The sequence below is a fragment of the Candidatus Methylobacter favarea genome, from assembly GCF_902806695.1.
GTDB classification, from domain to species: domain Bacteria; phylum Pseudomonadota; class Gammaproteobacteria; order Methylococcales; family Methylomonadaceae; genus Methylobacter_B; species Methylobacter_B favarea.
In genome coordinates, this window is record NZ_CADCXN010000124.1 from 1 (window position 1) to 25,489 (window position 25,489).

Genomic DNA, 25,489 nt, shown 5'->3' on the forward strand with positions numbered 1-25,489 from the left:
CAATTTCTGTAAAAACTTGGCTTGCAATTGGGGAGGAGTCCATATATGACTCGACGCGATTTCGTAAAGCCTGCATTTTCACTACGCAAAAAACGCTCCGTGAAAACACATGCCCTATCGCTTCTGGTGACTACTCGACTCCTGTCTCGCAGCGGAAGCGTAGAACGGCGTGAGCGTGAGTTTTTGGAATTACTGAAGAAAAATAAACGTCCAGTGGTCATGTTCATCGATGAAACGCACGATCTGAACGGAAATACCCTTATCGCGCTGAAACGGCTCATCGAATTGGTGGAATATGGCGACGGCAGGTTATCTATTGTGCTTGCTGTCCACCCTAAACTAAAAAATGATCTACAAGGGCCGACCATGGAGGAAATCGGTTTTCGTACTGAGGTTTTTTCATTGAATAAGCTTGCCGGCAACCAGCGTGAATGTATTTATTGGCTAATTGCCTCATCATCACATGGAAAAGTCAAGACAGATGCGATATTGAATGAGGATGCGCTCGATATGATCTCAACCTTACTCCGCACCCCGCTTCAAGTCCAACGCTACTTGAAATTGGCGGTAAAAGCCGTGTACCCATCAGGTGAAAAACGGGTCACGATGGAAATCCTCGAATCCGTACTGTTCAGCCAATTGAATGAGATAGAAGCGACTTTGGCTCGCAACGGCAACCGGATAAAAGATTTGGTGGATCAGTTTGATGCTAAGCCCTCTGAAATCAAGGCATTGTTCAACAACATAGTGGGCCCGGTACGGGCTGCCGAATTACGCGGCAAGATGCTACAGGCAGGGTTGCCGCTATAAAAAGATTTGCAGTTAACGTGAGTATGAGATTGTTTAATGCAAACATGTATCGATAAATGCAAGCACAGTTGCAAATAAAGTGGCTATATCGCTTTCTTTATTTGCAGCTGATTTGAGCAGGAAACGCTTTTTGATTTCAAGCAGGGCAGGTTTTAAATGCAAGCGGCTACAACTAGCATTAAAATCTTTCAAGAGGGGCGTCCGATACTCGTCTGGTGATTGGGAATTTGCAAAAATTCGGTTCAGGGAGTGAAATGCTTGATGCTGATGTATTGCAAAAGCTCGCCCATAAGCGCATGTGTTTCTGACTGACGAGATCCACCGTTCCCACAGAGCGACCAGCATGAAGAAATGATAAGTACTTTCAACGAACTGCAAAACCCATTTGATAATACTGCGTATACCACAGTTAGCACCAGAACGAGCCTGATTATCGGCTTTACAGCCACTCCAGCTGACCGTGCACAGGCTTGTTTGGGGGATTCAGCGATTATGCCGAAAGCTAAAAACTCTGGCGGCCTTTTGATACCTATACCATGAAAGCGGCTATTGAGGACGGTTTTATCTTGAATTCTCTGAAAAAATTATTAAGCCCTTGCATCTAAAATATTGTTTGACTTACCAAGCAATCCGCCGGAAGGTTTCACTGAAAAAAATACAAAGACGCTCAGAAGAAACAGGTCTGTGAAAAATGTAAATGTATTGATGCCATCGCCCGATATGCCGCATTTTAATCAGTGAATGACCTATATTGGCAAATACGAGGTACAGGTAAGGCGATGCTCGCAGTTCATTTCATTAAAGCAGTGATTGCCTATAGCCAAGCGATGACCAAGTACTTTAAAGTGTGGGTATAATTGCTCAAATATGCCACATATACCCATGCCCCGATGCCTATAGTGTATTCCGGCAGCCCGGACGAGCCAAGTGCCACAGGGCTAAATAACGGCTTGACGGAAGAAAAGGCCGGGGAAGTTTTGGGCTGAATAAAAATGGCTTGATGGGTGTGGCGGCAAAGCTGCAAACCGGTTTTAATGAAAAAGAGTGCATATTTCGTTTTTGGATATAGTAATTAAAGCCATCAGCGCCATGCAAACCATTTCTCCGTGTTAATTGCACGGCTAAATATAAGAACGACTACAAGATTATTGATTTTTCTTATCATTGAGCAGTTCTCCGATGGAGGGACGAGCGAATTTGATCCGTTTGGCGATAAGAAGGCACTGCATATTCTGCTGACTAAGCTAAAAAATCGGCTGCTTTCGATAGGTTTTTCACGGGGTTTATAGTGATTTACAAAGGCCCGGCCAAGCCCGATGACCCTGAAAGCTATCTGGATTTTGAAAGCAGCTTGAAAAAATACCTCAACGCTAATCTGCCAAGCACCACGGACACTAAGGCCAAGGCCGCCCAGTATTTCATTATCCTCAAGTGCATTAAATATGCCTGAGCTGGACGCCAACTATAGGGAGCCTGATTTTTTATTATTCTGGCGCAAGTTCAATAGGCTCTATAACATAATGCATCATAGGGATGAGATGAAGAACCCGATTGAAGGTTTTTATTTCGACAATCAAATCGGCATTATTAAAGTCATCGCTTACGAGCCGGCGGACAAGAAAAAGCCGCTAGCCGCGGTAACGGATGGCGCTGAGCATGGCGATTATCAATTTGGTATTCTTGAAATCATTGCCGCGCGTGATAAGCAAGAAGCTTTAATGGATTCAATGTTTCTGGATCTCGATGCAAAGATTAAAGATTTTTTTGAGTATGTTCGAACCGCGCCCGATGGCAAGTGATTAACCCTCACGATGAAATTGCCCGCATCGGAAAAGGAAATCTATCATAATTTTGCCAAGCTTTACCGCCCTTACAAAACGCTAAACCGCCAGAAAATGGGAAACTATTTTTTCAAGGAAATGGATGACTTGCTTAATAAGCTGCGCGATGACTTTGAGGCAATCCTATCTTGACCCGACTGATCGTTTATTTTGCCTACTTTCTTAAAACTTCAACGCGCTATCAACGCGTCAAGCTGTTTTTCTATAATCTGTTGGAGAATCCAAACAGCCGGCTTAAGTCCTATTTTGATATTTTTATGATTGGCCTGGTTATGCTCAGCATTTTTCTGCTTATTCAGGGAGTGGATTCCAAACAGAGCGCAGGCGAGGCGCTGTTCGAGCAAGGCATAATCAGTCTTTTTATAGTTGAGTATCTGCTGCGGGGCTGGCTGTACAGTGACAATCATAAAATTATTCTTGAGCAGTACGAAAAAGCCGTCTACCTGAATATTCCTTTTCGCCTGGGCAAGGTTGCCAAACTGATGCTTGTCAGGAAAATCCGCTATGTTTTTACTCCTCTGGCAGTGGTTGACTTGCTCGCTATTCTGCCCAGTTACAGGCCGCTGCGGATATTGAGAATTTTCCTTGTATTCAGGCTGTTCAAGCTGTTCCGTTATTTCAATAGTATAAAATTATTTGCCAGAATTCTGGCAAGCAAGCGGTTTGAACTCATTACTCTCGGTATTTTTCTGGGCTTGCTGGTATTTACCGGCAGCACCGGTATTTATTTATTTGAAAATCCGGCCAACGGCGGGCAGGTTAAAAACCTGTTCGAGGCTCTTTACTGGGCTATAGTTACTGTGGCAACGGTCGGTTATGGCGATATCACCTCCGCAGACTACGGGCGGTCGAGTCGTTGCCATGGTATTGATTTTGCTTGGTTTGGGCATTCTGTCCTTTCTTATTTCCATTATTGTCGCGGCATTTAATGAGGAAATGGACGAACTGCGCGAACACAGCGCCTATGCCGAACTGAACCGATTAGATGACTTTATTATTATTTGCGGATTTGGCCGGGTAGGGCAGCATATTGCCGCCCAGCTTGAAAAAGACCAGCTGCATTTTGCTATCATTGATAGCCGGGAAGCCGGCGTTTTGAAAGCAAGGCGGCTGGGCTATGTAGTGATACATGCCGATGCCAGTAAAAACAGTGTAATGCAGGAGGCCGGCATTAATAACGGTGCACGGGCTGTTATTTGTACGGCGGGCGATGATGTCGTCAATGTTTACATCACCCTGACCAGTCGTCATCTAAATCCGGATATAAAGATTATTTCCCGGGCCAACAACCAGGGCAATGTAAAAAAACTCTATCAGGCGGGCGCCAGCAATGTTATTCAGCCGTTTGAAATCGCTGCCATGGTAGCCGCTGAATATATCGGCCAGCCGGTTGCTTTTGAGGCTATTTTGGGCATTATTCATGAACAAAGCCATATTATCATGGGTACATTATACGTCTATTCGGGTTCTTTCATCGACGGCATGACTATAGCCGGGATTGGCTTCGAACAAAGAAAACTAATGTTGATAGGCGTGATCAGCGCCAATGCCATGCAGGGAAAATATAAAAACAGTTATCCGCTACAAAATCAGCATTTTTATTTTAATCCGGAGCCGCATTTTGTAGTAGGGGATGGCGATCTGCTGGTGGTTATGGGCAGGGAGTACGCTATTGACTATTTTCGCGATCAGATTGAAGAAAACCGCTTGAAAGGCGTGGGACGGCGATGAAGCGCATTGCTGTATTTGGTTACAGCACCCTGTCATTGGAAGCAATGAGCCGCTTGAATCAGCAGCAGTACAGCTTTGTTTTTATCGGCAAGAATGATGCCGAAGCCGCCCTCATAGCAGAACAGGGTTTTGATGCAAAAGTCATTGATTTTCGAAATGATGATGAGCTTAGAGCCATTGGCGTAGGGGCTGATATCGATATCCTTTTTTGCTTTTTTCCAAGAGATTTTGATAATGTATTTTTAACAATTTCGGCGCGGGCGATTGATAAAAATATTACCATTGTCGCTAGTGTCGATGATCCGGAGTCAGCTGAAAAATTATTGGCCGCAGGCGCTGATAAAATTATTGATCCTTATGAAATTTGCGGTAGAAAAACGCATGAAATATTAACCAGGCCGGAGATTACCAATATTCTCGATGATACGGTTTTTGGCCGGCATGATTTGAATATGGCGCAATTTGAAGTACCTGAAGGCTCCTGCCTGGAAACTACCAAAATCAGTGACTTGAAGCTGAATGAAAAGCATAACCTGATTCTCATCGGTGTTGTAGAGGGCGCCTTGAATGGGCAATTGCATTTTGCAATTGGAGAAAAAGAGCACCGGCTGAAGGCTGGGGATATTCTGGTGGTCATAGGGCCGGCAAGGTCAATAAAATCATTTAAAAGAGAAGTTGAACAATGTGGAGACTGATAAAATTTACTCCGAGAGTCTGGTTTTTACTGGGCTTCCTGGGCTGCATGACCTTGCTGGCAATGGGGGCTTATTTTCAATTTGTGCAAGGACTGGACCCGTGTCCGTTATGTATTTCCCAGCGTCTTGCAATCCTCGCGACCGGCATGGTTTTTTTAATAGCGGCGCTGCATAATCCCAAACAGAAAGGGATAACCTGGTATGCCGTTTCAGGTGCTGTAACGGCTTTATCCGGCGCCGCTATTTCAATCCGGCATGTCTGGCTTCAGCATTTGCCGCCTGAGGATGTGCCGGAATGCGGCCCCGGCCTGGATTATGTGCTGCAAAACTTGCCTTTAGCGGAGACTATCAAGTTAATGCTTAGCGGCACGGGCGATTGCGCCAAGGTAGACTGGACATTGTTTGGTTTCAGCATGCCCGCCTGGACGTTGGCGGCCTTTTTAATGCTGGCGACGCTAAGTCTTTTGCAAATCCTGAATCGTGAAACCAACCAGTCTTGAGCGGAATTAATGCAATGAAAAAAATTTTATGGATATTAGTGCTTGTAATCGGTTTTTCGCCCGTACAAGCGGCAGATCATTTGACCTCTTTACAGCAAGCGGTGGCCGGGAAACATCGCTCTGCAGCTCATAAAACCCGCGATATCTACCGGCATCCGGAGCAGACGCTGGCATTTTTTGATGTCAGGGATACGATGACTGTCGTCGAAATCTGGCCGGGGGAAGGCTGGTATACGGAAATTCTGGCCCCCTATTTGAAAGCTAAAGGCAAGCTGTATGCCGCGCATTTTTCAGCTGATGCCGAGTTGCCTTATTACAAAAAGAGCCTAAGTGAATTTATTAAAAAGTTGCATCAATATCCAAATCTGTATGGAGAGGTCAAGCTGGCTGTGCTGCAGCCGCCCGCGTTAATGAAAATAGCGCCGGATGGCTCTGCAGACCGGGTGTTAACCTTTCGTAACGTCCATAACTGGATGAAAAACAACCAGGCATCGGCGGTCTTTAGCGCCATCTACAGGGCCTTAAAACCAGGGGGCATTTTAGGTGTTGTAGAGCATCGAAACAGCACGGTAAAGCCTCAGGACACCCAGGCGTTATCGGGTTATGTGAGTCAGGATTATGTCATTGCGCTGGCCAGAAACGCCGGTTTTGAGTTTCTGGCAAAATCTGAAATTAACGCCAATGCCAAAGATACAAAAAATTATCCTGAAGGCGTCTGGACATTGCCGCCGAGCTTAATACTTAAGGATAAAGACCGGGAAAAATATCTGGCTATCGGCGAAAGCGATCGCATGACGATTAAATTTATCAAGCCCAGGTAAATTGGATCCGGGACTATTAAATCTGCGTTTAGCCTTTATTAGCAGCTTAGTTTGTCAGCTTAAATATACACATCAAACAGCTTGATTTTTAACTAAAGCTGAAACACAGCAGGATAGCTGTTGCAGCTTGTCGAGGTTTAATTAGGTTATTGAAAATTAATGACTTATTTTTAATGTAGCAAAAGTATTCAAAGTAACAAAACCGTAATAAAAACCGTCAGTAAGGTATTTTGAAAACCTCTTATCCCCAGAGTTATCCACAGTTTCTGTGAATAACTGAAATAATTTAAAGCCCGGTAATAACTTAGCTCTAAATCATCATGAATTACTTAAAGACTATGGCTAAGTTAGGCAGAGGAAATGAACTGATTTTCAGAGTTGCTGTATCAGTGCCTGTTTACCGGCTGTTTGATTATCTGGCGCCGGATAATTTTGAACCCGCTGCTATTAAAGCCGGAATACGGCTGGAGGTTCCGTTTGGTAAAGGTAAAAAAATCGCCTTCCTGGTTGAAGTTGCCGATTACAGTGAACTTGATAGCAGTAAATTAAAACGTGTGAGCCGGATACTGGATGAAAAATCCCTGTTACGGGCAAAAGATTTACGCTTGCTGCACTGGGCCAGCCGCTATTATCATCATCCTTTGGGCGAAGTGATCGGCGCCGCCTTTCCCGTAGCATTGCGCCAGGGCAAGCTGGCCGTAGTTCAAACTGAAAAATACTATAACTTGACTGAATCCGGCAAAACTGTGGACGCAAATCAATTGCAGCGGGCGCCGAAACAAAAAAGCCTGCTGGAAAAACTTCAACAGGAGCAACTTCCTCTGTCTGAAACCGAACTTTCGGCCTGGAATAAGAACTGGCGGCCGTTAGTAAAACCGTTGCTGGATAAGCAGTTAATACAACTTGCCCAGCCTGAGTCAAAGGTTATGTTCGCCGCCTCTCTAGTCAGGGATGATACCTTGCAGCTTAATCCGCAGCAGATGTCGGCGGTAGCGGCCATAAAAGAAGGCTTGGGGCGGTTTGGGGTTTTTTTACTGGAAGGGATTACCGGCAGCGGCAAAACAGAAGTGTATCTGCAGGTCATTCGTGCCGTTTTGGAACGCGGGCAACAGGTATTGATATTATTACCGGAAATCACCTTGACGCCGCAGCTTGAGGAGCGCTTCGGGCAGCGTTTTGCAATAGCGCAATGCCTGTCTCATTCCAAATTAACAGACCGGGAGCGGCAAGCAGCCTGGCTGAAAATGCAGCAGGGCGACTGCTTCATAATGCTCGGTACGCGATCGGCTTTATTTACGCCCTTAAAAAATCCGGGGCTGATTATTCTTGATGAAGAACATGATGTTTCCTTCAAGCAACAGGAGGGTTTTCGTTTTTCTGCCAGGGATGTCGCCGTGGTGCGTGGGAAAATACTCAATATTCCGGTATTGCTGGGTTCGGCTACGCCATCCCTGGAAAGCCTGCATAATGTTGATAAAAAGCATTACTGTCTGCTGCACTTGCCCGAAAGAGCGGGAAATGCGATAGAGCCGGTTTTGCAGTTGCTGGATATCAGAAATAAACCCATGCAGGAAGGTCTGTCGGAACAGCTTATTGAAGAAATTAAAATAACCTTGGCAAAAAAAGAACAGGTGCTGTTATTTTTAAACCGGCGCGGTTTTGCACCTACCTTGATTTGCCACGGCTGCGGCTGGGTGGCGCGCTGCCGGCGCTGTGACGCCAATCTGGTGATTCATTATGCTGAAAAAATGCTTCGCTGCCATCACTGCGGACATGAACAGCGCCTGATTGCTCACTGTCCGGCTTGCAAGACCGGGGAGTTGACGGCGCTGGGATTGGGCACAGAGCGGGTGGAGAAAGTACTGACTGAATTATTTGCCGATAAAACCATAATCCGCCTGGATCGTGATTCCATTCAACGCAAAGGTTCGCTGGAAGGCTACTTGCAGCAAATTAATCAGGGTAAGGTGGATATTATTCTGGGCACCCAAATGCTGGCTAAAGGCCATCATTTTCCGAATGTTACTTTAGTAGCGATTCTTGATGTCGACAGCGGCCTGTTCAGTATTGATTTTCGCGCCGCCGAAAAACTTGCGCAAATGATTGTGCAAGTCTCCGGCCGGGCCGGACGCTGCGAAAAGCCCGGCAAAGTCATTATGCAGACGCGAAGGCCTGAGCATCCCTTGTTAACTACGCTGCTCAGGCAAGATTACAGGAGTTTTGCAAAAACGGCCTTGGCGGAGCGAAAGGAAGCAGGGCTGCCGCCCTTCAGTCATCAGATATTGTTAAGGGCGCAAGCTGTTGACGCTCAGATGCCGCAGCTTTTTCTTCAGGCCATCGTCGAATTGGTGCGGCCCTGTAATAAAGGTCATATTCAGGTTTTAGGCCCGGTCGCAGCGCCCATGGCCAGGCGGGCAGGCCTTTATCGTTACCAATTGCTTTTTCAAAGCGCGAAACGCCGGGAATTGCATAAATTATTTGATGATGCGGTGCCGGAAATTGAAAAACTCAAACAGGCAAAAAAAGTGCGCTGGTCACTGGATGTTGACCCCGTGGATTTGTATTAATAGTGTTTTCATGGATAATGTACGGCTATTTATTTGATCTGACAAACGCAGTGAAGCAATGAAACAAAAGATAGAGGAGCTTATCCTTCAAGCCGTTGAAACCCTGAAGGCAGACGGTGTTTTAAGCCGGGAAATTACCCCCAATACTGCGGTTGAACGCAGCAGGGATGCACAGCATGGCGATTTTGCTTCAAATCTTGCCCTGGCGCTGGCAAAACAGGCCAAAGCAAATCCCAGGCAGCTGGCTGAAAAGATCATTTCCGCGCTGCCTCGGCATGATGCAGTGTCCAGGGTCGAACTGGCGGGCCCGGGCTTTATCAATTTTTTTGTCAATTCCAATTCCCGGCATCAGATTATCAGCCGAATCCACAGCGAAGGCCGGGAATTTGGCTTAAGCAAGGCCGGTGCGGGTAAAAAAGTCCAGGTTGAGTTTGTTTCAGCCAATCCCACCGGGCCCTTGCATGTGGGACACGGCCGCGGCGCAGCCTATGGCTCGGCGGTCGCCGACTTATTACAGGCGGTCGGTTTTGAAGTGCATCGCGAGTATTATGTCAATGATGCCGGACGGCAGATGGATATACTCGCCGTCAGTATCTGGCTGAGATATCTTGAAGAGTGCGGGGAAGTTGCACATTTTCCAAGCAATGGCTATCGCGGCGATTACGTGCGGGAAATTGCCCGGGACATCCATAAAAAAACCGGCAATGACTACCGCAGGCCTATAATGCTGGTATTGGAAGATCTGCCGGCGGATGAACCGCAGGGCGGAGACAGGGAACTCTACATCGATGCGTTGATTGACCGGGCAAAAACCTTGCTTGGCCTTTCGCTCTACCGGGATTTTTTCCGGGTCGGCCTGAATACCATTCTGCAGGACATCCGGATTGATCTGCAAGAGTTCGGCGTGGATTATCAGCAATGGTTTTCAGAACGTCAGTTGATGGATGACGGTTCAGTCGAAAAAGCCCTTGAGCGCTTGCGCGCCGGCGGACATCTGTATGAGCAGGAGGGCGCGATATGGTTTGCCTCCAGCCGCCTCGGCGATGAAAAAGACCGGGTTGTAGTCAGGGAAAACGGCCAGTCCACGTACTTTGCTTCGGACATTGCCTACCATATGAACAAGCTGGAGCGCGGTTTTGATACAATAATTGATATTTGGGGCGCCGATCATCATGGTTATATTCCCAGGGTCAGAGCCGCCCTGCGCGCCCTGGGCGCTGATGAGGCCAGATTGAAGGTGCTGCTGGTGCAGTTTGCAACGCTTTACCGCGGCGAGGAAAAAGTGCAAATGTCCACACGCTCGGGCGAATTTGTTACCTTAAGGCAATTGCGCAATGAAGTCGGCAAAGATGCAGCGCGGTTTTTTTATGTGCTGCGCCGCTCTGAACAGCATATGGATTTTGATTTGAAACTGGCGACCTCGAAATCCAATGAAAATCCGGTCTTTTACGTGCAGTACGCCTACGCCAGAGTATGCAGCGTATTGCGTCAACTCGATGAGAGGGGCTGGGAAAGAAACCTGCTTTCCGGTATGGAAAATCTGCAGCTGTTAACCGAAGAGCACGAAATTAATATCGTCGAAACCCTGGCCCGCTACCCGGAGATACTGGAACGCGCGGCGCTGCACCATGAGCCGCATCTGCTAATCCATTATCTGCGCGAATTGGCCAATGCTTTCCATACTTACTATAATGCCCATCAGTTTCTGGTTGAGAATGCCCCGCTCCGCGACGCCCGCTTGAATTTGATATGCGCTGTAAAACAGGTATTGGCAAATGCATTGGGCTTGTTAAATATCAGTACACCTGAATCAATGTAATATGGCCAGGGATTACAAATACAGAGCCGAAGGCAGACGCGCTGCTTCGCGCCGGCAAAACTACGGTCGTCAGCAAAGCGTCGGCCTGTGGAAATGGATGCTGATTACGGCCCTGATTATTGCCTTTGTGGTTTTTCTGGTGTATCTGCGGAGTTCAGCGCCCCGACAAGCGCCTACTGCTCATATTTCACAAACCCTGCCGGCGCCAGGATCCGCAACGCCCGCTGCAGCAAAAAAACAAGCGCCCAGGCAGGGAAAAAAGATTGAACCCGAACTGGGACCCAAGCCGCCGCAGTTTGATTTTTACACCATTTTGCCCGAAAAAGAAGTCGTAGTGCCCGATTACGAGATCAAGACCCGCGCCCGGGAAGAGAGGATCGGCAAGGCCAAGGATAGCCGCTATATAATGCAGGCCGGCTCGTTCAAGAAATTTAAAGAAGCCGACCAATTAAAAGCACGGCTCGCCTTAATGGGTATTGAATCCAAAATCGAAAAGGCAAAAGTAGGAAACGTGACCTGGAGCAGGGTTAAACTAGGCCCCTATGCCCGCATGTCCAGTGTCAGCACCCTCAGGGCCAGGTTAAGACAGAACGGCATTGATGTTGTAGTTACCGAGAAAAGCGAGCAATAAGGAAACAGGCCGTTGGGAATGAAGCCCATGATCGGGACGGGGGCTGTATTCGGGCCCATCCGCGCTTAGGATAGCATGGCGCTTTGACTGCCGCCGGCGCTCTGAGGCATTTAGGCTGAGATATGAAACCTGCAAGTCGATTTGATTAAAAAAGAAGAGGCTTCGCTAATAGCCTGAGAAAAGATGCCAAGGTTCAGAGAAAAGTATTTAACTCAGCGGATTTGAGTCTATATAAACTTAATCCAAATAATCCAGAAAAATCGATAACAGACTTATAACAGGTCTGCGCAAATTTAATTCATCATGGGAAAGCTGTGGCACATGAGGGTGCAACAATAAAACCATCTTTAAAGGAGCTTCTTGCCATATTTAGAGAAGTCTTAAAAAGCATTCAAGAAATGAGACACTGATAAGTCACAGCCTTGATTCATAGGATGTTAATAGGGCCCACAATCAAATAACATCGTGGCAAGGTGACGCATTTTTTATGGGTTGCCAAATGAATATCCCAAACTACAACCCATCGAATTGGCGCCCAAATGTTGGGTTACGCGATAGGCCCCTAACCCAACCTACATGCTCCATACTGCCGTTTATCCTGATCATGCCCAACATATAGTGTCTGAAGAGGTAGCTGGTCCGGCCTCCAGCAATCCGCACCTCTGTTTTCATAGCGGTGAGAATCAAGAGGCCCCTGACTTAAGCCATTACCCATAAAATGCAAAAATTTACATTGTTTGTCTAGCACATCGGCACGTCAGTATGAAATAGCATGTGCTGACAGCCAGCGCAGTGTCCAAAAATGGCCAGCCGGAGCAGACAGTTGTAAATAATTGCTGGTTGAACGCGGTGATTTTTTCGGGGCGCGCATAAAGCTTTTTATTGCCTATGCTCACGATCCAGTTAGAAATTTTCCTCGAGATATAACTTGCAGTTATATCTTGTCTTTTGATTATTGTTTAACCGCGAACTTAAGAGGAGAGACTACCATGCAAACGTTTAAAATCGATAAGATATCTGTAAGTGGAGCACTGATGGGCACAGGTAATGAATTGGCGCACATTGAGCTGATTATGGGCCGCGAGGCAGCGCTACAGAAACTGCGTTTGGCATCACGCTGACCAACCAGAAGCAGGGAGATAATGCCTTGCTTGCCCTGGCTGCCCCCAATCTCATGGCTAAACCCAATACCGTAATGTTCAATAAAGTCGAAATCAAGAATGAGCAGCAGGCAAGCCAAATGTTCGGGCGTGCGAAAAGAAGGGAGTTTTTTTGGGGATTTTTTATTGTGGCGCTTTTGCGGGTCAATATCCCGATTCAGGAAAGCCTATTTGAATGACTCTTTAATCGTTTGTTGTAACTGAATTTAAAAAGGCCAGCTTAGGCCAGACGTTTTCCCTGCGCCTCTGTCAAAATTAAGGCCCCTCCTCTTTATCCTCATCAACAGTCATATCGGATATTTCCCTTAATCTGGAAATAGCTTTGAAATTAATGCTGTTTTCAGGATAGTTGCCTGTGCTGTCGGCCATACCCGCTTCTTGGCCGGTCAGTAATTCCAGAGTTTCATCGACGCTGGAGACGGCATAAATTGAAAATAAACCTTGTGCTACCGCATTGATAACGTCCTGCTTCAATATCAGGTTGCATTTATTGGCGGCGGGAATAATGGCGGCCTGTTGCCCGTTAAGTCCGCGCGCCTGACAAAGCCTGAAGAAACCTTCTATTTTCTCATTTACACCGCCTATCGCCTGGACTTCGCCGTATTGATTAATGGAGCCGGTAACGGCAAATGTTTGTTTTATGGGGGTTCGCGTCAATGCTGAAATAAGACAGCAAAGCTCCGCCAGAGACGCGCTATCGCCGTCAATATAACCATAAGACTGCTCAATGGCGATACTGGCCGAAATTGCCAAAGGAAATTGCTGGGCGTAGGAATGCCCAAGATAACCGGTTAATATCATTACGCCTTTGGAGTGAATGGCCTGGCCCAGCTCGGCTTCGCGTTCGATATCAACGATACCCCGGGAGCCTGGATAAACGGTGGCGGTGATGCGCGCCGGCGCGCCAAAACTGCTGCCGCCCACTTCCAGAATGGTCAAACCGTTGACCTTGCCGATTGCTTCCCCTTCTGTGTCAATAAGAATAGTGCCGTTAAGCATTTCTTCGAGAATGTTCTCGGCCATTCTGCCGTTGCGCTGTTCTCTTGCCGCCAAGGCTTTTTCAATATGGAGCCTGTCGATATGGCTGCTGCCGGATAGTCTGCAAAACAGGTTGGCTTCGCCAATGACTTCCAGCGAATCCTTGATCCGGGCAGAAAAATGCTGCCGGTTTTCTGAAAGTCGGCAGCTATGTTCAATCAGGCTCTCAATTGCAGTCCGTGTTAACGGCTTTGCTCCGGAATCCGCCGCGTGCTTGATCATCAGCATGGCAAACTTTTGCATGGCTTCATGGGTGCGCGGAATGTAGCCCTCAAAATCGGCCAGAATTTTGAACATTTCGTTAAATTCATTATCCAGCACTTCCAGAAAATAATGGGTATCCGCAGAGCCTACCAGAATCACTTTAACATTTAATGGAATAACTTCAGGTTTCAAGGTAATGGTGTTAATGCCCAGTTCGGAATAAGGTGATTCGATTTCAATGCAGCCCGATTGCAGTGCGCGTTTAAGGCCTTCCCAGACAAAGGGACTGGTCAGCAGCTTTTCGGCGTCGAGAATCAGATAGCCGCCATTGGCCCTATGCAATGAACCGGCGCAAATCCGCCGGTAAGTGGTAACCAAAGTGCCCTGGTCGCTACTATATTCTATGCGGCCAAACAGGTTCTGATAAGTCGGATGCGCTTCGTAAATGACCGGTGCGCCGCTTTCATCCCTGTTATCGACCAGAATATTAGGCACATACTGCTCGGCCAGTATTATCTTTTTTTTCAAAGGGTTGGCGGCCTCCAACGGCTGCTCCGGCAACAGATAGTCCGGAATGGTGTTGTCGAGGTTTTTTCTGATTTCTGATAAATAGGTGATGGCATCATCGATATTCTGGTATTTATCATTCAGTTCGGCAAACAGGGGAGCTATCGCGAGGCTGATGGTGTCAGTATCAAGCTGTTTGATCTTTTCAACCATAGTCCTGCGCCACTGCGGCAATTCCAGCAATACCTCACTGAGATAGTCTTCCAGTTCTCCCACATGCCTGTGAAACGCCTCCCGCTCCGCTTGCGGCAAACGCATGAATTGCTCTTCATTCAAAGCTTTATTATTTCTGATGGGCGAAAAAGTAATGGCTTCACCGTCTCTGAACAGGGCAATGTTTATGGACTGGGCTTTTTTATCAACCAGCTCGATCCTGGTGGTATAAAGGTGATTAAACTCTCGCTCAATGGCATTTTTTTTTTGTTGATAGGCAGGGCTTTCAAATGCGGCCGGGAAAGTTGCCAGCAGATCATCAATCAGCTTTTCAATATCCCTGCCGAATTTCTGACCCTGTTCTGCCGGCAGCTCAACGGCTACGGGTTCTCTGGGATTATCAAAATTATCAACATAGGCATAGGAGGAAGGCGCGGGCAAGGTCGGAGCGAGAGATTCCAGGTAATTAGTAATCAGGGACAAGCGGCCTAATCCAGGGTCTCCCATTACAAAGATGTTGTAACCCGGATTCGGCATGGCGACGGCAAATTCCAGCGCCGACTGAGCTCTTGATTGTCCTAAAATGGCCGACTGTAATCGGGGCGCTTCAGGCAATTCAAAATCAGCCAGATTGACATTCAGTTGCAGTGACTCAAGTGGAAGTTTTGCAGGATTAGGCATGGCTATATAAATGGCATCGAGTTACAGGTAATCAAACGTTTCAGACTTCGGCATGCAAGCCACAGAGCGCCTGCATAAAGCGCCGCTTCCCTGGCGCCTATGGAGGCCCTTGCCCCAGCATTGGCTTCATCCCCTAAGGGATGTGTCCTTATTGCTTAATAATTTTATCATTTTTAAACTGTCGGGTTATTTAAAAGCTTGAGCGTTGCTGGCCGGGTAAATTTTATTATGATTAAAATAAGCTTCAGGGCAATAGCGGGTTGGCGGCTTCAGGCGCCTCCAGGGCGCGTTGTTATTGAGGAGGCTGAAGGGTTATTGGCGATCTATTCCTTCCGGACCATGCCTGGAGCGTCCATTGTGCTCACCTTCTGCATATCCAGGGGGAGATGCGGGATTATTTATCGAATTAAAAAAACCCGCTCGAGTCTCAGTATTTTTTCAGACAAACAGGCTATAAATCTGTATTATCGTTGGCCTTTTAACAGGCAATAAAGAGGTTTATCATGCAAATAGCCGCCAATAGAGCTGTTTCCATCCACTATACGCTCACTAATGATGAAGGCGAAGTGCTTGATAGTTCAGTGGATGATGACGCATTAGTCTATCTTCACGGCGCCGGAAATATTATTTCCGGCCTGGAAAATGCGTTAACCGGCAAGAGTGCGGGCGACAAGTTTAAAGTGCGCATTCCGGCCAAAGAAGCTTACGGGGAAGTTGAAGATGACAGGGTTCAGGTTATCTCCAGAGATATGTTTGAAGGCATAGATAAGATTGAAGTGGGCATGCAGTTTCAGGCGGAGGTAAGTTCCGGCCCGGCTGTGGTCACGGTAGTTGATATTCAGGGAGACGACATTACTATCGATGGCAATCACCCGCTCGCAGGACAAGCCTTAACCTTTGATGTGGAAGTCATGGATGTCAGGACCGCAACTGAAGAAGAAACGGCTCATGGGCACATTCATGGCGCCGGATGCCATCATTAGATCGCGTTTACGGCGCAGGCTTCGATGTCCTTTTATTTATCCAGTCTTGTAAATGCCTTCAGTAATTCAGCCGTATTCGCCATGCCTTTATGGAGATGCTGCTCAATTTCCGCCATTGATATTTCCCCTGCCGTTTGACCGGCCGCCCAGTTGGCAATGACCGAAATAGCGGCATAATCCATTGCCAGTTCTCTGGCGAGGGCGGCCTCCGGCATGCCGGTCATGCCTACCAGGTCGCAGCCGTCCCTTTCCATGCGCCTGATTTCCGCAGCCGTTTCCAGGCGCGGGCCCTGCATGCAGCCATAAGTTCCCATCGGCGTTATTTTTATCCTGGCCTGGGCCGCGGCTGTAATCAGGCGTGAGCGCAGCTTTTGGCTGTAGGGATAAGTAAAATCTATATGGGTGACCGTATCATTCTCATCGTCAAAAAAAGTGTGCATGCGGCCGTAGCTGTAATCGATAATCTGATCGGGTATGGCTATATGCGCAGGCCCCATTTCATGGGTAATTCCGCCTACGGCGGCTACGGCAATAATCTGTTCAACACCCAGCTGTCTAAGTCCCCAGATATTGGCCCGGTAATTAATTTTATGCGGGGCCAGCCTATGCGGATTACCATGCCTGGCCAAAAAAATAACGTTCCTGCCGTTAAGCTCGCCGGTAATAAATTCGGCTGAAGGCGCGCCGTAAGGCGTAGTCAGCTGATCGCGCCTGATAATTTTCAAGTCATTAATCCGGGTCAGGCCGGTGCCGCCGATAATAGCGAGTTGCGTCACGATAGTTTCTCGGCAGCCTTCTTGCAGGCGTAAATGCCCGGGGCATTGCGCAGGTAGCCTTTGTAATCCATGCCGTAGCCGAACAGATAGCGGTTTTCTACTTTCAGGCCGATGAAATCAGCTTTTACCAACTTTTCGCGGCCGAGGATTTTATCCACCAGGACAGCGCTGTAAACCGCTGTCGCGCCCTGTTCCAGGCAGTAGTTATAAATCGCCGCCAGGGTAAGACCTTCATCGAGTATGTCATCGATGATCAGGACGGTTCTGCCTTTAAGCGGCGTTGCCGGTTTAAGTATCCATTCGATGCGGCCGCCTGAGGTCTGGTTTTGATAACGGCTGGCGTTAATGGCATCAATATTCAGCGGCATGGTCAGGCGGGTTAACAATTTACCGGCGGTGACTATGCCGCCGTTTATGACGCAGAGTATTAGCGGATTGGCAGCGGCGAGCATCAGGTTAATCTCCCGGGCCATCCTTTCCAGGGCGGCCTCAACTTCTGCTTCGCTGCACAACAAATCGGCGGTTGACTGGATGTGTTTGATTTCTTCAAGCATGGCTGTCGATGCTAGTGATGAGGCTTGAAACGGTTTGCCATTTTTCGGTCTTCATTAATTGTTCCCGATTCAGCTGCGGCTTGCCTTGCATGTGCCCAAGCCGCTGCTCCCTGATGGGATCGCGGGTGACCGGCAAGGCCTCCAGCACCTGTTCGGCGGCAAGCGGGTTGTTGCAGATCAGGATCATATCGCAGCCGGCTTCCTGGGCAAGCCTTGCGCGCTTCGGGAAATCGCCCACGGAGGCAGCGCCTGCCATATTTAAATCGTCGCTAAAAACCGTTCCGCTAAAATTAAGTTCTGTGCGCAAAATTTGCTGAATCCAGAACCGCGAGAAACCCGCCGGCTTGGGATCGCACCTGGGATAGAGCACATGGGCCGGCATAACGCCTTCCAGCCCTTCATCTATCAATTGCTTGAAAGGCAGCAGGTCTTTTGCCCTGATGCTGTCCATATCACGGTCATCGACCGGCAAGGCGAGGTGAGAATCGAGTGCTACGGCGCCATGGCCGGGAAAATGTTTCCCAGTCGCCGCCATGCCTGCCTGTTTCATGCCTTTTCTGAATGAGCTGGCAAGCCGGGTTGCAAGCTTATGATCTGTTGAAAAAGAGCGGTTGCCGATGATTTTACTGATACAGCAATCAATATCCAATACCGGCGCAAAGCTGAAATCGACACCCACCCCTAATAATTCGGCCGCCATAAGCCAGCCCGCCGGTTCTGCAAGTTCCGGGCTTTGCCCATAGCTGGATGCCGGCGGCAGGCGCGTGAAACCGTGTTGAAAGCGCTGTACCCTGCCGCCTTCCTGGTCAACGGCAATCAGCAAGGTTCCGCTGCGGGCGCGGCGAATGCTGCTGATAAGCTCGGTTACCTGTTCAGGGCTTTGATAATTGCGTGAAAACAAAATAACCGCCCCGGTGTTGGGGTGGTTTATTTTTTCTTTTTCGGCTTGCGTCAGCGTTAAGCCCTCAACATCCAGCATTATCGGGCCGATAGGGTAGTTACTTGGCATTATGGCTTGGCGTCATTGTTAGGATGTTGACCTATACTTTAAATCAATTTTTAAGTTAAAAGGATGTCTGCTATGCGTTTACTGGTTTTATTACTGGGTATTATTTTTATCCCTGCCCTGGCAGTTGCTGAAGAAAAACCATCCGGAGCGGCTATAGAATATCTGCAAATGAGCCCAAAGTTTACCGTTAATTTGGAAGAACCCGGAAAATATCTGATGATTAATGTTCAATTACTGGTGGAAGGCGCAGACGCTGTGGAAAAGGTAAAAAAACATCTGCCTGCATTAAGGCATGAATTGATCATGCTTTACAGCGGCAGGTCAATGGAAACACTGCAAGCCCCGCAGCAGCGCGAGGCCTTGCGGCAGGAAACATTTAAAGCCTTCAAGCGGGTCCTGGAAAAATATGAAAATAGCGACGGCTTCAAGGGGGTATTTTTTACTGAGTTTTTGGTAGGTTAAACAGCCGATATTTTTTCGGTATTGGAAGATCATAAATTTAACCGATTTTTCAACAGAGTGATGTTATCGGTTATTTCCTGTTCCGTATAAGGGACGGCATCAAATTTTCCCCACACCGGCGCCGGCCATGCTTTATCGGTTTGATAGCGTACGATGTGATGGATATGCAATTGCGGCACCAGGTTGCCTATAGCCGCAATATTGATTTTATCCGCTTTATACAGGGCCGCGAGATGTTCTGCCAGGTAGCTCGATTCCTCAATCAGCAGTTTGCGCTCGGCCTTGTTCAATTGATAAATTTCCACTAATTGCGCTTTTTCCGGCACCAGGACAAACCACGGGTAGCGGCTATCGTTCATCATTAATAATTGACATAATTGAAGCCGGCCGATGACAATGCAGTCCTGCTGCAGGCGAGGGTGTAACGTGAAGGTTGTAGCCATTTTTAAGGAAAATCAAGGCAATGCCTTAAAGCAGATGAAAAATCGGTATGTTATATTTTGTTTGAATATAAGCCATTAAAGGATAGTTCCATGGTTGCGCAAATAATCCCGGCTCAAGATCTGCCTGATGACAAAAAGATGACTGTCTCATTCCGGTTGTTGTTGGGCCTGTATTCAATAATCCCGCTTTGTCTGGCCTTGCAATTCGTTGACAGCTCATTCTGGAACGGCTATCTGCGCGAAAATCTGCCCAGCAGCCCCAATCATTTTCTATTATTCCAGATTCTTTTCGGAACGCCGCATATTATTGCCAGCGCCATTGTGCTGGCAAGCAACACAGAATACCTGAAGTTTTACCGGCTGAACATTATTTTGATGACGCTTGCCATCGCCGTTGTTTTCGGCCTGGGCAGCCTGTTTATTCCCTACCGCGCGCTCTATGTGCTGGTAGCCTGCTGGACTGTCTTTCATGTGCTCAAGCAGCAGCATGGCATTGGCCGCGGCATCTGTCGTCTGCCTGAGTGGGCGTTTCAGCTTCTGTTATGGCTGAGCGTGGCGGCGGGCATTTTTATCTATATAGCCATTTTTCTTAAAAACAGCCTTGCAATGCAGCAGGCGGAATGGCTCAGGCATAGCGCCGGCGGCTTATGCGCAGCACTGGTGCTGTGCGGGTTCTATTGCCAGCGCAAGGTGCCTACTGTATTTGGCAAGTGCTTTCTCTGGTCGAATATCTTTCTGGTATTAAGCAGTTTTTATTTGTATGTTCAGCAGTATTATTTTTTTGCGATTCTGGTGCCGAGGCTGGTGCATGATGCGACGGCCTATATTTTCTACATCACGCACGACTACAACAGGCATCACGGTCATCCGCAGAATTTTATTTACCGCTATGCCGAACGCTGCAATATCCATGTCTTTGTGGTGCTGCCCGTGTGTTCATTTTTTCTGGCGTTTGTGTTGCAGGCTTATGGAGATGCATGGGTCAGTCTAATCACCCATTTCTTTTTTGGCGTGGAAATCCGTAAAGCCGTCACCTTGGGATTATTGGGCTATCTGGCTCTAATGCACTACTACACGGAGGCTTTTACCTGGAAGCAGGGCTCGCCCTACCGGCGCTTTATTGCCTTTTCAAAATGAGATCATGAATTTGGTCTCGATGCTGTTGGGAAGCTGTTCACTATCTCTTGGATCAGCAGGAAGAAAGCGGGAACGACGCTGTTGAGGCTTGCGATGAGTTTTCGAAAGCACTATCCCAGCTTCCGGTATAAGGTGCTGCGATCCAGGCCGAGTATCCGGGCCGCCTGAATTTTATTGCCGCCGGTCATTGCCAGGACATGGCGAATATAGGCTTGATTAATGTCCTCCAGCGACCATCCTTGCATCATTGCCAATTCAAAAAAGCTGGTATCGTTGACGGGCAGTTTCGAAGCCTGCGCCAGATCTTCCAGCAAAAGGGTATCATGGTCGGCAAGCACAATAGCCCTTTCAAGCGTATTGGCAAGCTCCCGGACGTTGCCTGGCCAGTGATAGGCCCGAATCCAGCGCAATACTTCCACCGAAATATTGACCGGCCCCTGTTTGCCAAGGCGCAGGCAAACGGTGTCGATCAAGGTTTTGGTTAAGGCGTCAAGATCTTCCTTGCGCTCTCTTAACGGAGGCACTTCAAGGCTGATTACATTCAACCGGTGATACAGATCGAAACGAAACAATCTATCGTGGATGCGCTGCTCCAGAGGCTGATGGGTAGCGGCGATCAAGCGTATGCTGACCCTGGTTTCTTTGGTATCACCGAGCGCTCGGACTTTTCCGGTTTCCAGCGCCTGCAGCAGCTTAGGCTGAATTTCCAGGGGCAGTTCAGCGATTTCATCAAGGAATAATGTTCCGGAGTCGGCCTGTGAAAACAATCCCGGCCTATCCTTGCTGGCATCGGTAAAAGCGCCCTTGCGAACGCCGAATAACTCACTTTCCACTAAACTGTGCGGCAATGCAGCGCAATTAACGGCGATAAAAGGGCCTGAATGATTTGGACTGTTGTCATGAATCCAGCGGGCTACTGCGCTTTTACCTGTGCCGCTTTCTCCGGTCAGGAGCACTGTAGAGTTTACTGCGGCGGCCCGTGTTGCCATGCTGACCAATCGCTGCATGCCGGGACTTTGAGTTATAAAAATGCCCGTAGCGCTGTTTTTATCATCAGTAAAGCCTATTTTTACAGCCGTGCGCCGCATTTGCCGGTCTTCAAGCGCCCGTGCTACTGCTGTATAGAGTTCTTCAATGCGAAAAGGTTTGGTTAAAAAGTCGCAGGCCCCTGCGCGCATGCTTTGCATCGCCAAATCAATACTGCCGAAAGCGGTTATCAGCAATACCAGCTGTTCAGGCCGTTTACGGTGTATAGCCGCCATTAACTCCAGGCCGCGCATCCCGGGCATAATGACATCGGATATCACCAGATCAAAGGACTCGTTTTCTATAGCATTGAGCGCATCAGCAGTATCAGTGAATCCAGCGGCCGAATAATTAACCTGGCGCAGCATGTCGATTAGATAATCAACAATACCGGGATCATCATCGATCACTATAATTCGACGACTTGCTGTCATCATCAGGCTTTTCTCCACGGCAAATGAATGATAAAAAGGCTGCCTTTTCCGGGTTCTGATTCGGCCACGACGGTGCCGCCCATTTCAGTAACTAACGACTTGACGACAGCTAAACCAAGGCCGGTGCCTCCTTGTTTGCCGCGCGTGGTAAAGTAGTGTTCAAAAAGCCGGGATAGATGCTCGGGCGCAATGCCTGTACCCGTATCGGCGACGCTAAGCTTTAGCACTGGCATTGTTTGTTCGGCATGGCTAATCGAAGTCCGGGACAACTCGATGGTTAAGGCGCCGGTATTGATATTGGCGGCCAAGGCATTGGTGAGCAAGTTTAAAACAATCTGCTGGATGCCGTCCTTGTTGATCGATATCAAGGGCAGCGACTTCGGGTGGACAAAAGTCATTGTGACTCCCTGACGCCGTGCTTCAAAGCCCAGCATATCAATAACCTCGGCTATAGCCGTGATGACATCGCAACTCATAGGCTCAGTCGGATGGCGCGGGGCAAACTCCAGAAGACGGTGGACAATGCGCGTGATACGATCGGTCTGGTCCACTAATATATTGGCAATGCGGCGAACTTCTTCATAATCATCGTTGCAGGCCGCGAGCGCTCTCGCCCTGCCGTTGACGATTTGCAAGGGCGAGCCGATTTCGTGGGCAAGCCCCGCCGATAACTGACCGATCGTAATCAATTTATTCGCATCCTGTAAGGCCCGTTGCAGTTGTCGTCTATGCTGCGTTTCAACATCCAGGCGGCGGTAAGCCGAAAATAACTCGGCAGTCATCCGGTTAAACTCTTGCGCCACGGCAGCAAATTCATCCTTGCCGGATACAGGTAAAGGCTTCGGGGGCTCCGTGCTGTTTCTGAAATTCCGCATGGCCTCGCGAAGCCTCTGTAGAGGCACTGAAATATAAATATGGCCCAACAAAAGGCAAAGCAGGGAAGTAAACAGAATGAAAGCAATGAAAGATAAAAGAATATAGGTTTTGGTTTTACTTAAATTTTCATGCATCGTTTGCAGCGATTTGACGATAGCCACATTGCCGTTTAAATTGCTTGACCTCTCATAAAATGGCAAGGACAAAATGAATAAGCGGGGTTCATCGGCCGGGTAATAGAACTGTTTCACTTCGCCCTCTCTTGCCGCCTGGTATAAGCCCTGTTCGACTTGTTGCGGCCATACCAGGCTTTCCGCGTTCGAGCGGATGACATTGCGATTTTGAATATAAATGCGGATATCGACAGACGGTTTGATCCGTTCTAATTGCTGCATGAGTTTTTGCAGATCTTCAGTCTGATGATCCCGCAAGGCGTTTTCGACCGAAACCAGCAAGCTGTTGGCTAACAGACGGGTTTCCTGTTCGACAGTATTAAGTAAATCTCGCGCTTCGGTATGTAGATGATAGGTCCCGTAAATGCCAAAAACCATCCAACTTAAGGCAAACAAGGAAATGGCCAATTTATAAATAGCGGACATAGCGTTGCATCTTGCACTCCATTGTCGCAAAATGCAACACGATATGAGCTGAATTATTTAATTTCTCTTGATCAGCAAGAATTTTTAGCTAGGCGCGGCTCTCGCCGTTATACACACGTTTGTTCAAGCCCGTCATTCCGGCTGGGAGTCCTGTCAGGCTGTCCTGCCTGACACCCTTCGGGTAAATGCAAATCCGTTCCAGACGGATTTGTGCCGGACTAATTCGCCGGGAGCGAATTTGGACATGCGCAGCAGGGGGCGAAGCCCGAACCGCAAGGAGGCGGTGAGCAATCCAGGCTACATGGAAGTATTTAAGTTCGCCATTCATGGCACTGGATTCATGCGGGGCTTTCCTGCCCCGCACCCCAAGGGATAAATGCCAATCTGTTCCAGACAGATTGGTCCCGCTTCCCGGCGGGTATGACGAATTACCCGCGTAATTGTATATAACGGCGAGAGCCGCGCCTGGGGAAGATTCCTGCTGATCAGGTAAGTGCTTAATGTAACCTTATTAAATAGCGTAAAAGTTTCTGGATAAGTAACTGGCGTGCATTTTGCTTATATTTTAATTTATAAATACTGAATTCCTATTACCATCAGGATTTTATTAATACATCAATTGTTTTTTTTATGTACATCACGCTTGCTTCCGATAATCGCTTCTTTCCTTCCCCGCCTAATCCTGCCCAATCATTAGCTGGCGCCCGTAAAAAGCCGCCGTTTAGTGAACAGATCATAACTTTTGCACCCAAATTCATCTGTTTGGAAAAGCCTCATCGGTGATCGCAAGAACCTGTCCCGGCATTTGCGCCGCGGGTCAAAATTTTAATTTGCATAAGCGCCCAATAATGAAAATTAGCCAACTACTGTTTATTTCAGTCTGCTTAATCATCGCCGCCTGCAGCTCAAAAAAAGAAGCCGAGACCGTCGATACCCATAAGGTAGTAAATCCTGTCCTGGAAGACATTACCTACAGCAACGACTATGTAGCCAACATTCACTCGGTGAAATATGTAGAGATCAGAAGCAAAATCAAAGGCTATATTGAAAAAATTCATGTCGATGAAGGGCAGCCCGTCAAGAGAGGACAGTTGCTGTTCACGCTCAGCTTTCTGGTATTTGAAAAGGAATTGCAAAAAGCGGATGCGGCTTATAAAAACGCCATAGCCGATTTGAAGGCGGCCGAAGTTGAATTAATCAATGTGAAACTGCTGGTAGCAAAAAATATTGTATCCGGGACAGAGCTGGATGTAAAAAAAGCCAAAGTAGAGGCGTTAAAAGCCACTGTGGAAGAGGCTAAGGCGCACAAAGAGCAGGCCGCTTTAAAACTTTCATTTGCACATATTAAAGCGCCCTTCGACGGCGTCATCAACCGTATTCCCAACAAGGTCGGCAGCTTGATAGAGGAAGGCGGGCGGCTGACCACTATTTCCGACAACCGCGAGGTATTTGTTTATTTCAACCTCTCAGAAATTGATTACCTGAATTATATGGCTAATGGCGAACAGAAAACAAAAACCGTAAGTTTAAAACTGGCAAATAACAGGCCCTATGGGCACGAAGGAAAAATAGAAATGATTGAAAGCGAATTCGATCAATCAACCGGTAATATTGCGTTCAGAGCGAGGTTTCCAAATCCCGATGCAATTTTAAAACATGGATCAAACGGCAAGGTTATTGTCAAAAAACAGCTTAAAAATGCGTTGCTCGTGCCTCAAAAGTCAACCTTTGAAATTCAGGATAAACTGTATGTTTTCGTGGTAAATCAGGAGGATGTGCTGGAGCAAAGGAACATCGTCCCCAAACTGCGCTTACCTGATTTTTATGTTGTGGAGTCCGGCTTGACCAACGAAGAAAGGATCCTGTTCGAGGGCGCAGGCAATGAGAGAGATGGCAAGAAAATACATCCTGCACCTGTCGATCTGGCAAAAGCCATGTCTTTAAACGGCAAAGATTCATAAATCAGGATCAT

The 25,489-nt window shown here is 47.8% G+C and carries 24 protein-coding genes and 1 pseudogene; 17 read left to right on the plus strand and 8 right to left on the minus strand.

From position 1 onward, the window contains the following. Window positions 1-45: 45 nt before the first annotated feature. Window positions 46-810, plus strand: coding sequence for an AAA family ATPase (locus tag HUX64_RS18175; RefSeq protein ID WP_174627602.1), 765 nt, complete (start codon window positions 46-48; stop codon window positions 808-810). 33 nt (window positions 811-843) lie between these two features. Here the strand turns inward: HUX64_RS18175 and HUX64_RS18180 are convergent, their stop codons facing one another. Further along, a complete protein-coding gene (locus tag HUX64_RS18180) occupies window positions 844-1,002 on the minus strand; it encodes a hypothetical protein (protein ID WP_174627603.1) in 159 nt (52 codons plus the stop codon). Between the two features lie 1,096 nt (window positions 1,003-2,098). Between HUX64_RS18180 and HUX64_RS18185 the strand changes: the two genes are divergently transcribed. The 12 genes and pseudogenes from HUX64_RS18185 to HUX64_RS18235 all read left to right on the plus strand — a co-directional run. Continuing rightward, window positions 2,099-2,260, plus strand: a complete 162-nt coding sequence (locus HUX64_RS18185; protein WP_174627604.1) for a hypothetical protein — start codon at window positions 2,099-2,101, stop codon at window positions 2,258-2,260. A gap of 70 nt (window positions 2,261-2,330) precedes the next feature. Continuing rightward, window positions 2,331-2,609 (plus strand): hypothetical protein, encoded by a 279-nt coding sequence (locus tag HUX64_RS18190; protein WP_217426613.1) that lies wholly within the window; start codon window positions 2,331-2,333, stop codon window positions 2,607-2,609. 12 nt (window positions 2,610-2,621) lie between these two features. After that, window positions 2,622-2,783 carry a hypothetical protein gene (locus tag HUX64_RS18195; RefSeq protein WP_174627606.1) on the plus strand — a complete coding sequence of 54 codons (162 nt, stop codon included), beginning with the start codon at window positions 2,622-2,624 and terminating at the stop codon, window positions 2,781-2,783. Continuing rightward, a complete protein-coding gene (locus HUX64_RS19970; RefSeq protein ID WP_246247127.1) occupies window positions 2,780-3,580 on the plus strand; it encodes an ion transporter in 801 nt (266 codons plus the stop codon). The genes HUX64_RS18195 and HUX64_RS19970 overlap by 4 nt, the downstream gene beginning before the upstream one ends. After that, a complete protein-coding gene (locus tag HUX64_RS19975; RefSeq protein WP_246247128.1) occupies window positions 3,468-4,382 on the plus strand; it encodes a potassium channel family protein in 915 nt (304 codons plus the stop codon). Before HUX64_RS19970 ends, HUX64_RS19975 begins: the two co-directional genes overlap by 113 nt. Continuing rightward, entirely contained in the window at window positions 4,379-5,077 is a 699-nt protein-coding gene (locus HUX64_RS18205) for a potassium channel family protein (protein ID WP_174627607.1), read from the plus strand. Before HUX64_RS19975 ends, HUX64_RS18205 begins: the two co-directional genes overlap by 4 nt. Next, window positions 5,065-5,577 carry a disulfide bond formation protein B gene (locus HUX64_RS18210; protein WP_174627608.1) on the plus strand — a complete coding sequence of 171 codons (513 nt, stop codon included), beginning with the start codon at window positions 5,065-5,067 and terminating at the stop codon, window positions 5,575-5,577. The genes HUX64_RS18205 and HUX64_RS18210 overlap by 13 nt, the downstream gene beginning before the upstream one ends. 14 nt (window positions 5,578-5,591) lie before the next feature. Next, window positions 5,592-6,398 (plus strand): class I SAM-dependent methyltransferase, encoded by an 807-nt coding sequence (locus tag HUX64_RS18215; protein WP_174627609.1) that lies wholly within the window; start codon window positions 5,592-5,594, stop codon window positions 6,396-6,398. 338 nt (window positions 6,399-6,736) lie between these two features. Next, entirely contained in the window at window positions 6,737-8,965 is a 2,229-nt protein-coding gene (locus tag HUX64_RS18220) for a primosomal protein N' (RefSeq protein ID WP_174627610.1), read from the plus strand. 58 nt (window positions 8,966-9,023) lie between these two features. Beyond that, window positions 9,024-10,784: an arginine--tRNA ligase gene (argS, locus tag HUX64_RS18225; protein WP_174627611.1), complete on the plus strand. Its 1,761-nt coding sequence runs from the start codon at window positions 9,024-9,026 to the stop codon at window positions 10,782-10,784. Between the two features lies 1 nt (window position 10,785). Further along, window positions 10,786-11,415 (plus strand): SPOR domain-containing protein, encoded by a 630-nt coding sequence (locus tag HUX64_RS18230; protein WP_174627612.1) that lies wholly within the window; start codon window positions 10,786-10,788, stop codon window positions 11,413-11,415. A gap of 989 nt (window positions 11,416-12,404) precedes the next feature. Continuing rightward, window positions 12,405-12,676 (plus strand): annotated as a pseudogene (locus HUX64_RS18235) (formaldehyde-activating enzyme); the annotation flags it as partial. Window positions 12,677-12,830: 154 nt separating this feature from the next. Here the strand turns inward: HUX64_RS18235 and HUX64_RS18240 are convergent. Further along, a complete protein-coding gene (locus tag HUX64_RS18240; protein ID WP_174627613.1) occupies window positions 12,831-15,218 on the minus strand; it encodes a Lon protease family protein in 2,388 nt (795 codons plus the stop codon). Between the two features lie 503 nt (window positions 15,219-15,721). On the opposite strand from HUX64_RS18240, the gene HUX64_RS18245 reads away from it, so the two are divergent. Beyond that, the gene (locus tag HUX64_RS18245) at window positions 15,722-16,201 is read left to right on the plus strand and encodes an FKBP-type peptidyl-prolyl cis-trans isomerase (protein WP_174627614.1); all 480 of its coding nucleotides are present in this window, start codon (window positions 15,722-15,724) and stop codon (window positions 16,199-16,201) included. 32 nt (window positions 16,202-16,233) lie between these two features. Here HUX64_RS18245 and HUX64_RS18250 read toward each other — a convergent pair whose 3' ends face one another. Genes HUX64_RS18250 through nagZ form a run of 3 tightly spaced genes read right to left on the minus strand, consistent with a single transcriptional unit; the run spans window position 16,234 to window position 18,540 of the window. After that, window positions 16,234-16,977: an S-methyl-5'-thioinosine phosphorylase gene (locus HUX64_RS18250; protein WP_174627615.1), complete on the minus strand. Its 744-nt coding sequence runs from the start codon at window positions 16,975-16,977 to the stop codon at window positions 16,234-16,236. After that, on the minus strand, window positions 16,974-17,531 hold the full coding sequence (locus HUX64_RS18255; protein WP_174627616.1) for a hypoxanthine-guanine phosphoribosyltransferase: 558 nt from the start codon (window positions 17,529-17,531) through the stop codon (window positions 16,974-16,976). Before HUX64_RS18255 ends, HUX64_RS18250 begins: the two co-directional genes overlap by 4 nt. Further along, window positions 17,524-18,540: a beta-N-acetylhexosaminidase gene (nagZ, locus tag HUX64_RS18260; protein ID WP_174627617.1), complete on the minus strand. Its 1,017-nt coding sequence runs from the start codon at window positions 18,538-18,540 to the stop codon at window positions 17,524-17,526. Before nagZ ends, HUX64_RS18255 begins: the two co-directional genes overlap by 8 nt. Before the next feature lie 72 nt (window positions 18,541-18,612). Here nagZ and HUX64_RS18265 point away from each other — a divergent pair, with 72 nt between their 5' ends. Next, window positions 18,613-19,002, plus strand: coding sequence for a flagellar basal body-associated FliL family protein (locus tag HUX64_RS18265; RefSeq protein ID WP_174627618.1), 390 nt, complete (start codon window positions 18,613-18,615; stop codon window positions 19,000-19,002). A 29-nt stretch (window positions 19,003-19,031) separates the two neighbouring features. Here the strand turns inward: HUX64_RS18265 and HUX64_RS18270 are convergent, their stop codons facing one another. After that, window positions 19,032-19,445 (minus strand): HIT domain-containing protein, encoded by a 414-nt coding sequence (locus HUX64_RS18270; protein WP_174627619.1) that lies wholly within the window; start codon window positions 19,443-19,445, stop codon window positions 19,032-19,034. A 90-nt stretch (window positions 19,446-19,535) separates the two neighbouring features. Here HUX64_RS18270 and HUX64_RS18275 point away from each other — a divergent pair, with 90 nt between their 5' ends. Then, window positions 19,536-20,582 (plus strand): hypothetical protein, encoded by a 1,047-nt coding sequence (locus HUX64_RS18275; RefSeq protein WP_174627620.1) that lies wholly within the window; start codon window positions 19,536-19,538, stop codon window positions 20,580-20,582. A 110-nt stretch (window positions 20,583-20,692) separates the two neighbouring features. On the opposite strand, the gene HUX64_RS18280 is transcribed toward HUX64_RS18275, so the two are convergent. After that, window positions 20,693-22,045 (minus strand): sigma-54-dependent transcriptional regulator, encoded by a 1,353-nt coding sequence (locus HUX64_RS18280; RefSeq protein ID WP_174627621.1) that lies wholly within the window; start codon window positions 22,043-22,045, stop codon window positions 20,693-20,695. Next, window positions 22,045-23,517, minus strand: coding sequence for an ATP-binding protein (locus HUX64_RS18285; protein ID WP_174627622.1), 1,473 nt, complete (start codon window positions 23,515-23,517; stop codon window positions 22,045-22,047). Before HUX64_RS18285 ends, HUX64_RS18280 begins: the two co-directional genes overlap by 1 nt. Window positions 23,518-24,365: 848 nt before the next feature. Between HUX64_RS18285 and HUX64_RS18290 the strand changes: the two genes are divergently transcribed. After that, window positions 24,366-25,478 carry an efflux RND transporter periplasmic adaptor subunit gene (locus HUX64_RS18290; protein WP_174627623.1) on the plus strand — a complete coding sequence of 371 codons (1,113 nt, stop codon included), beginning with the start codon at window positions 24,366-24,368 and terminating at the stop codon, window positions 25,476-25,478. The last annotated feature ends 11 nt before the right edge of the window (window positions 25,479-25,489 follow it).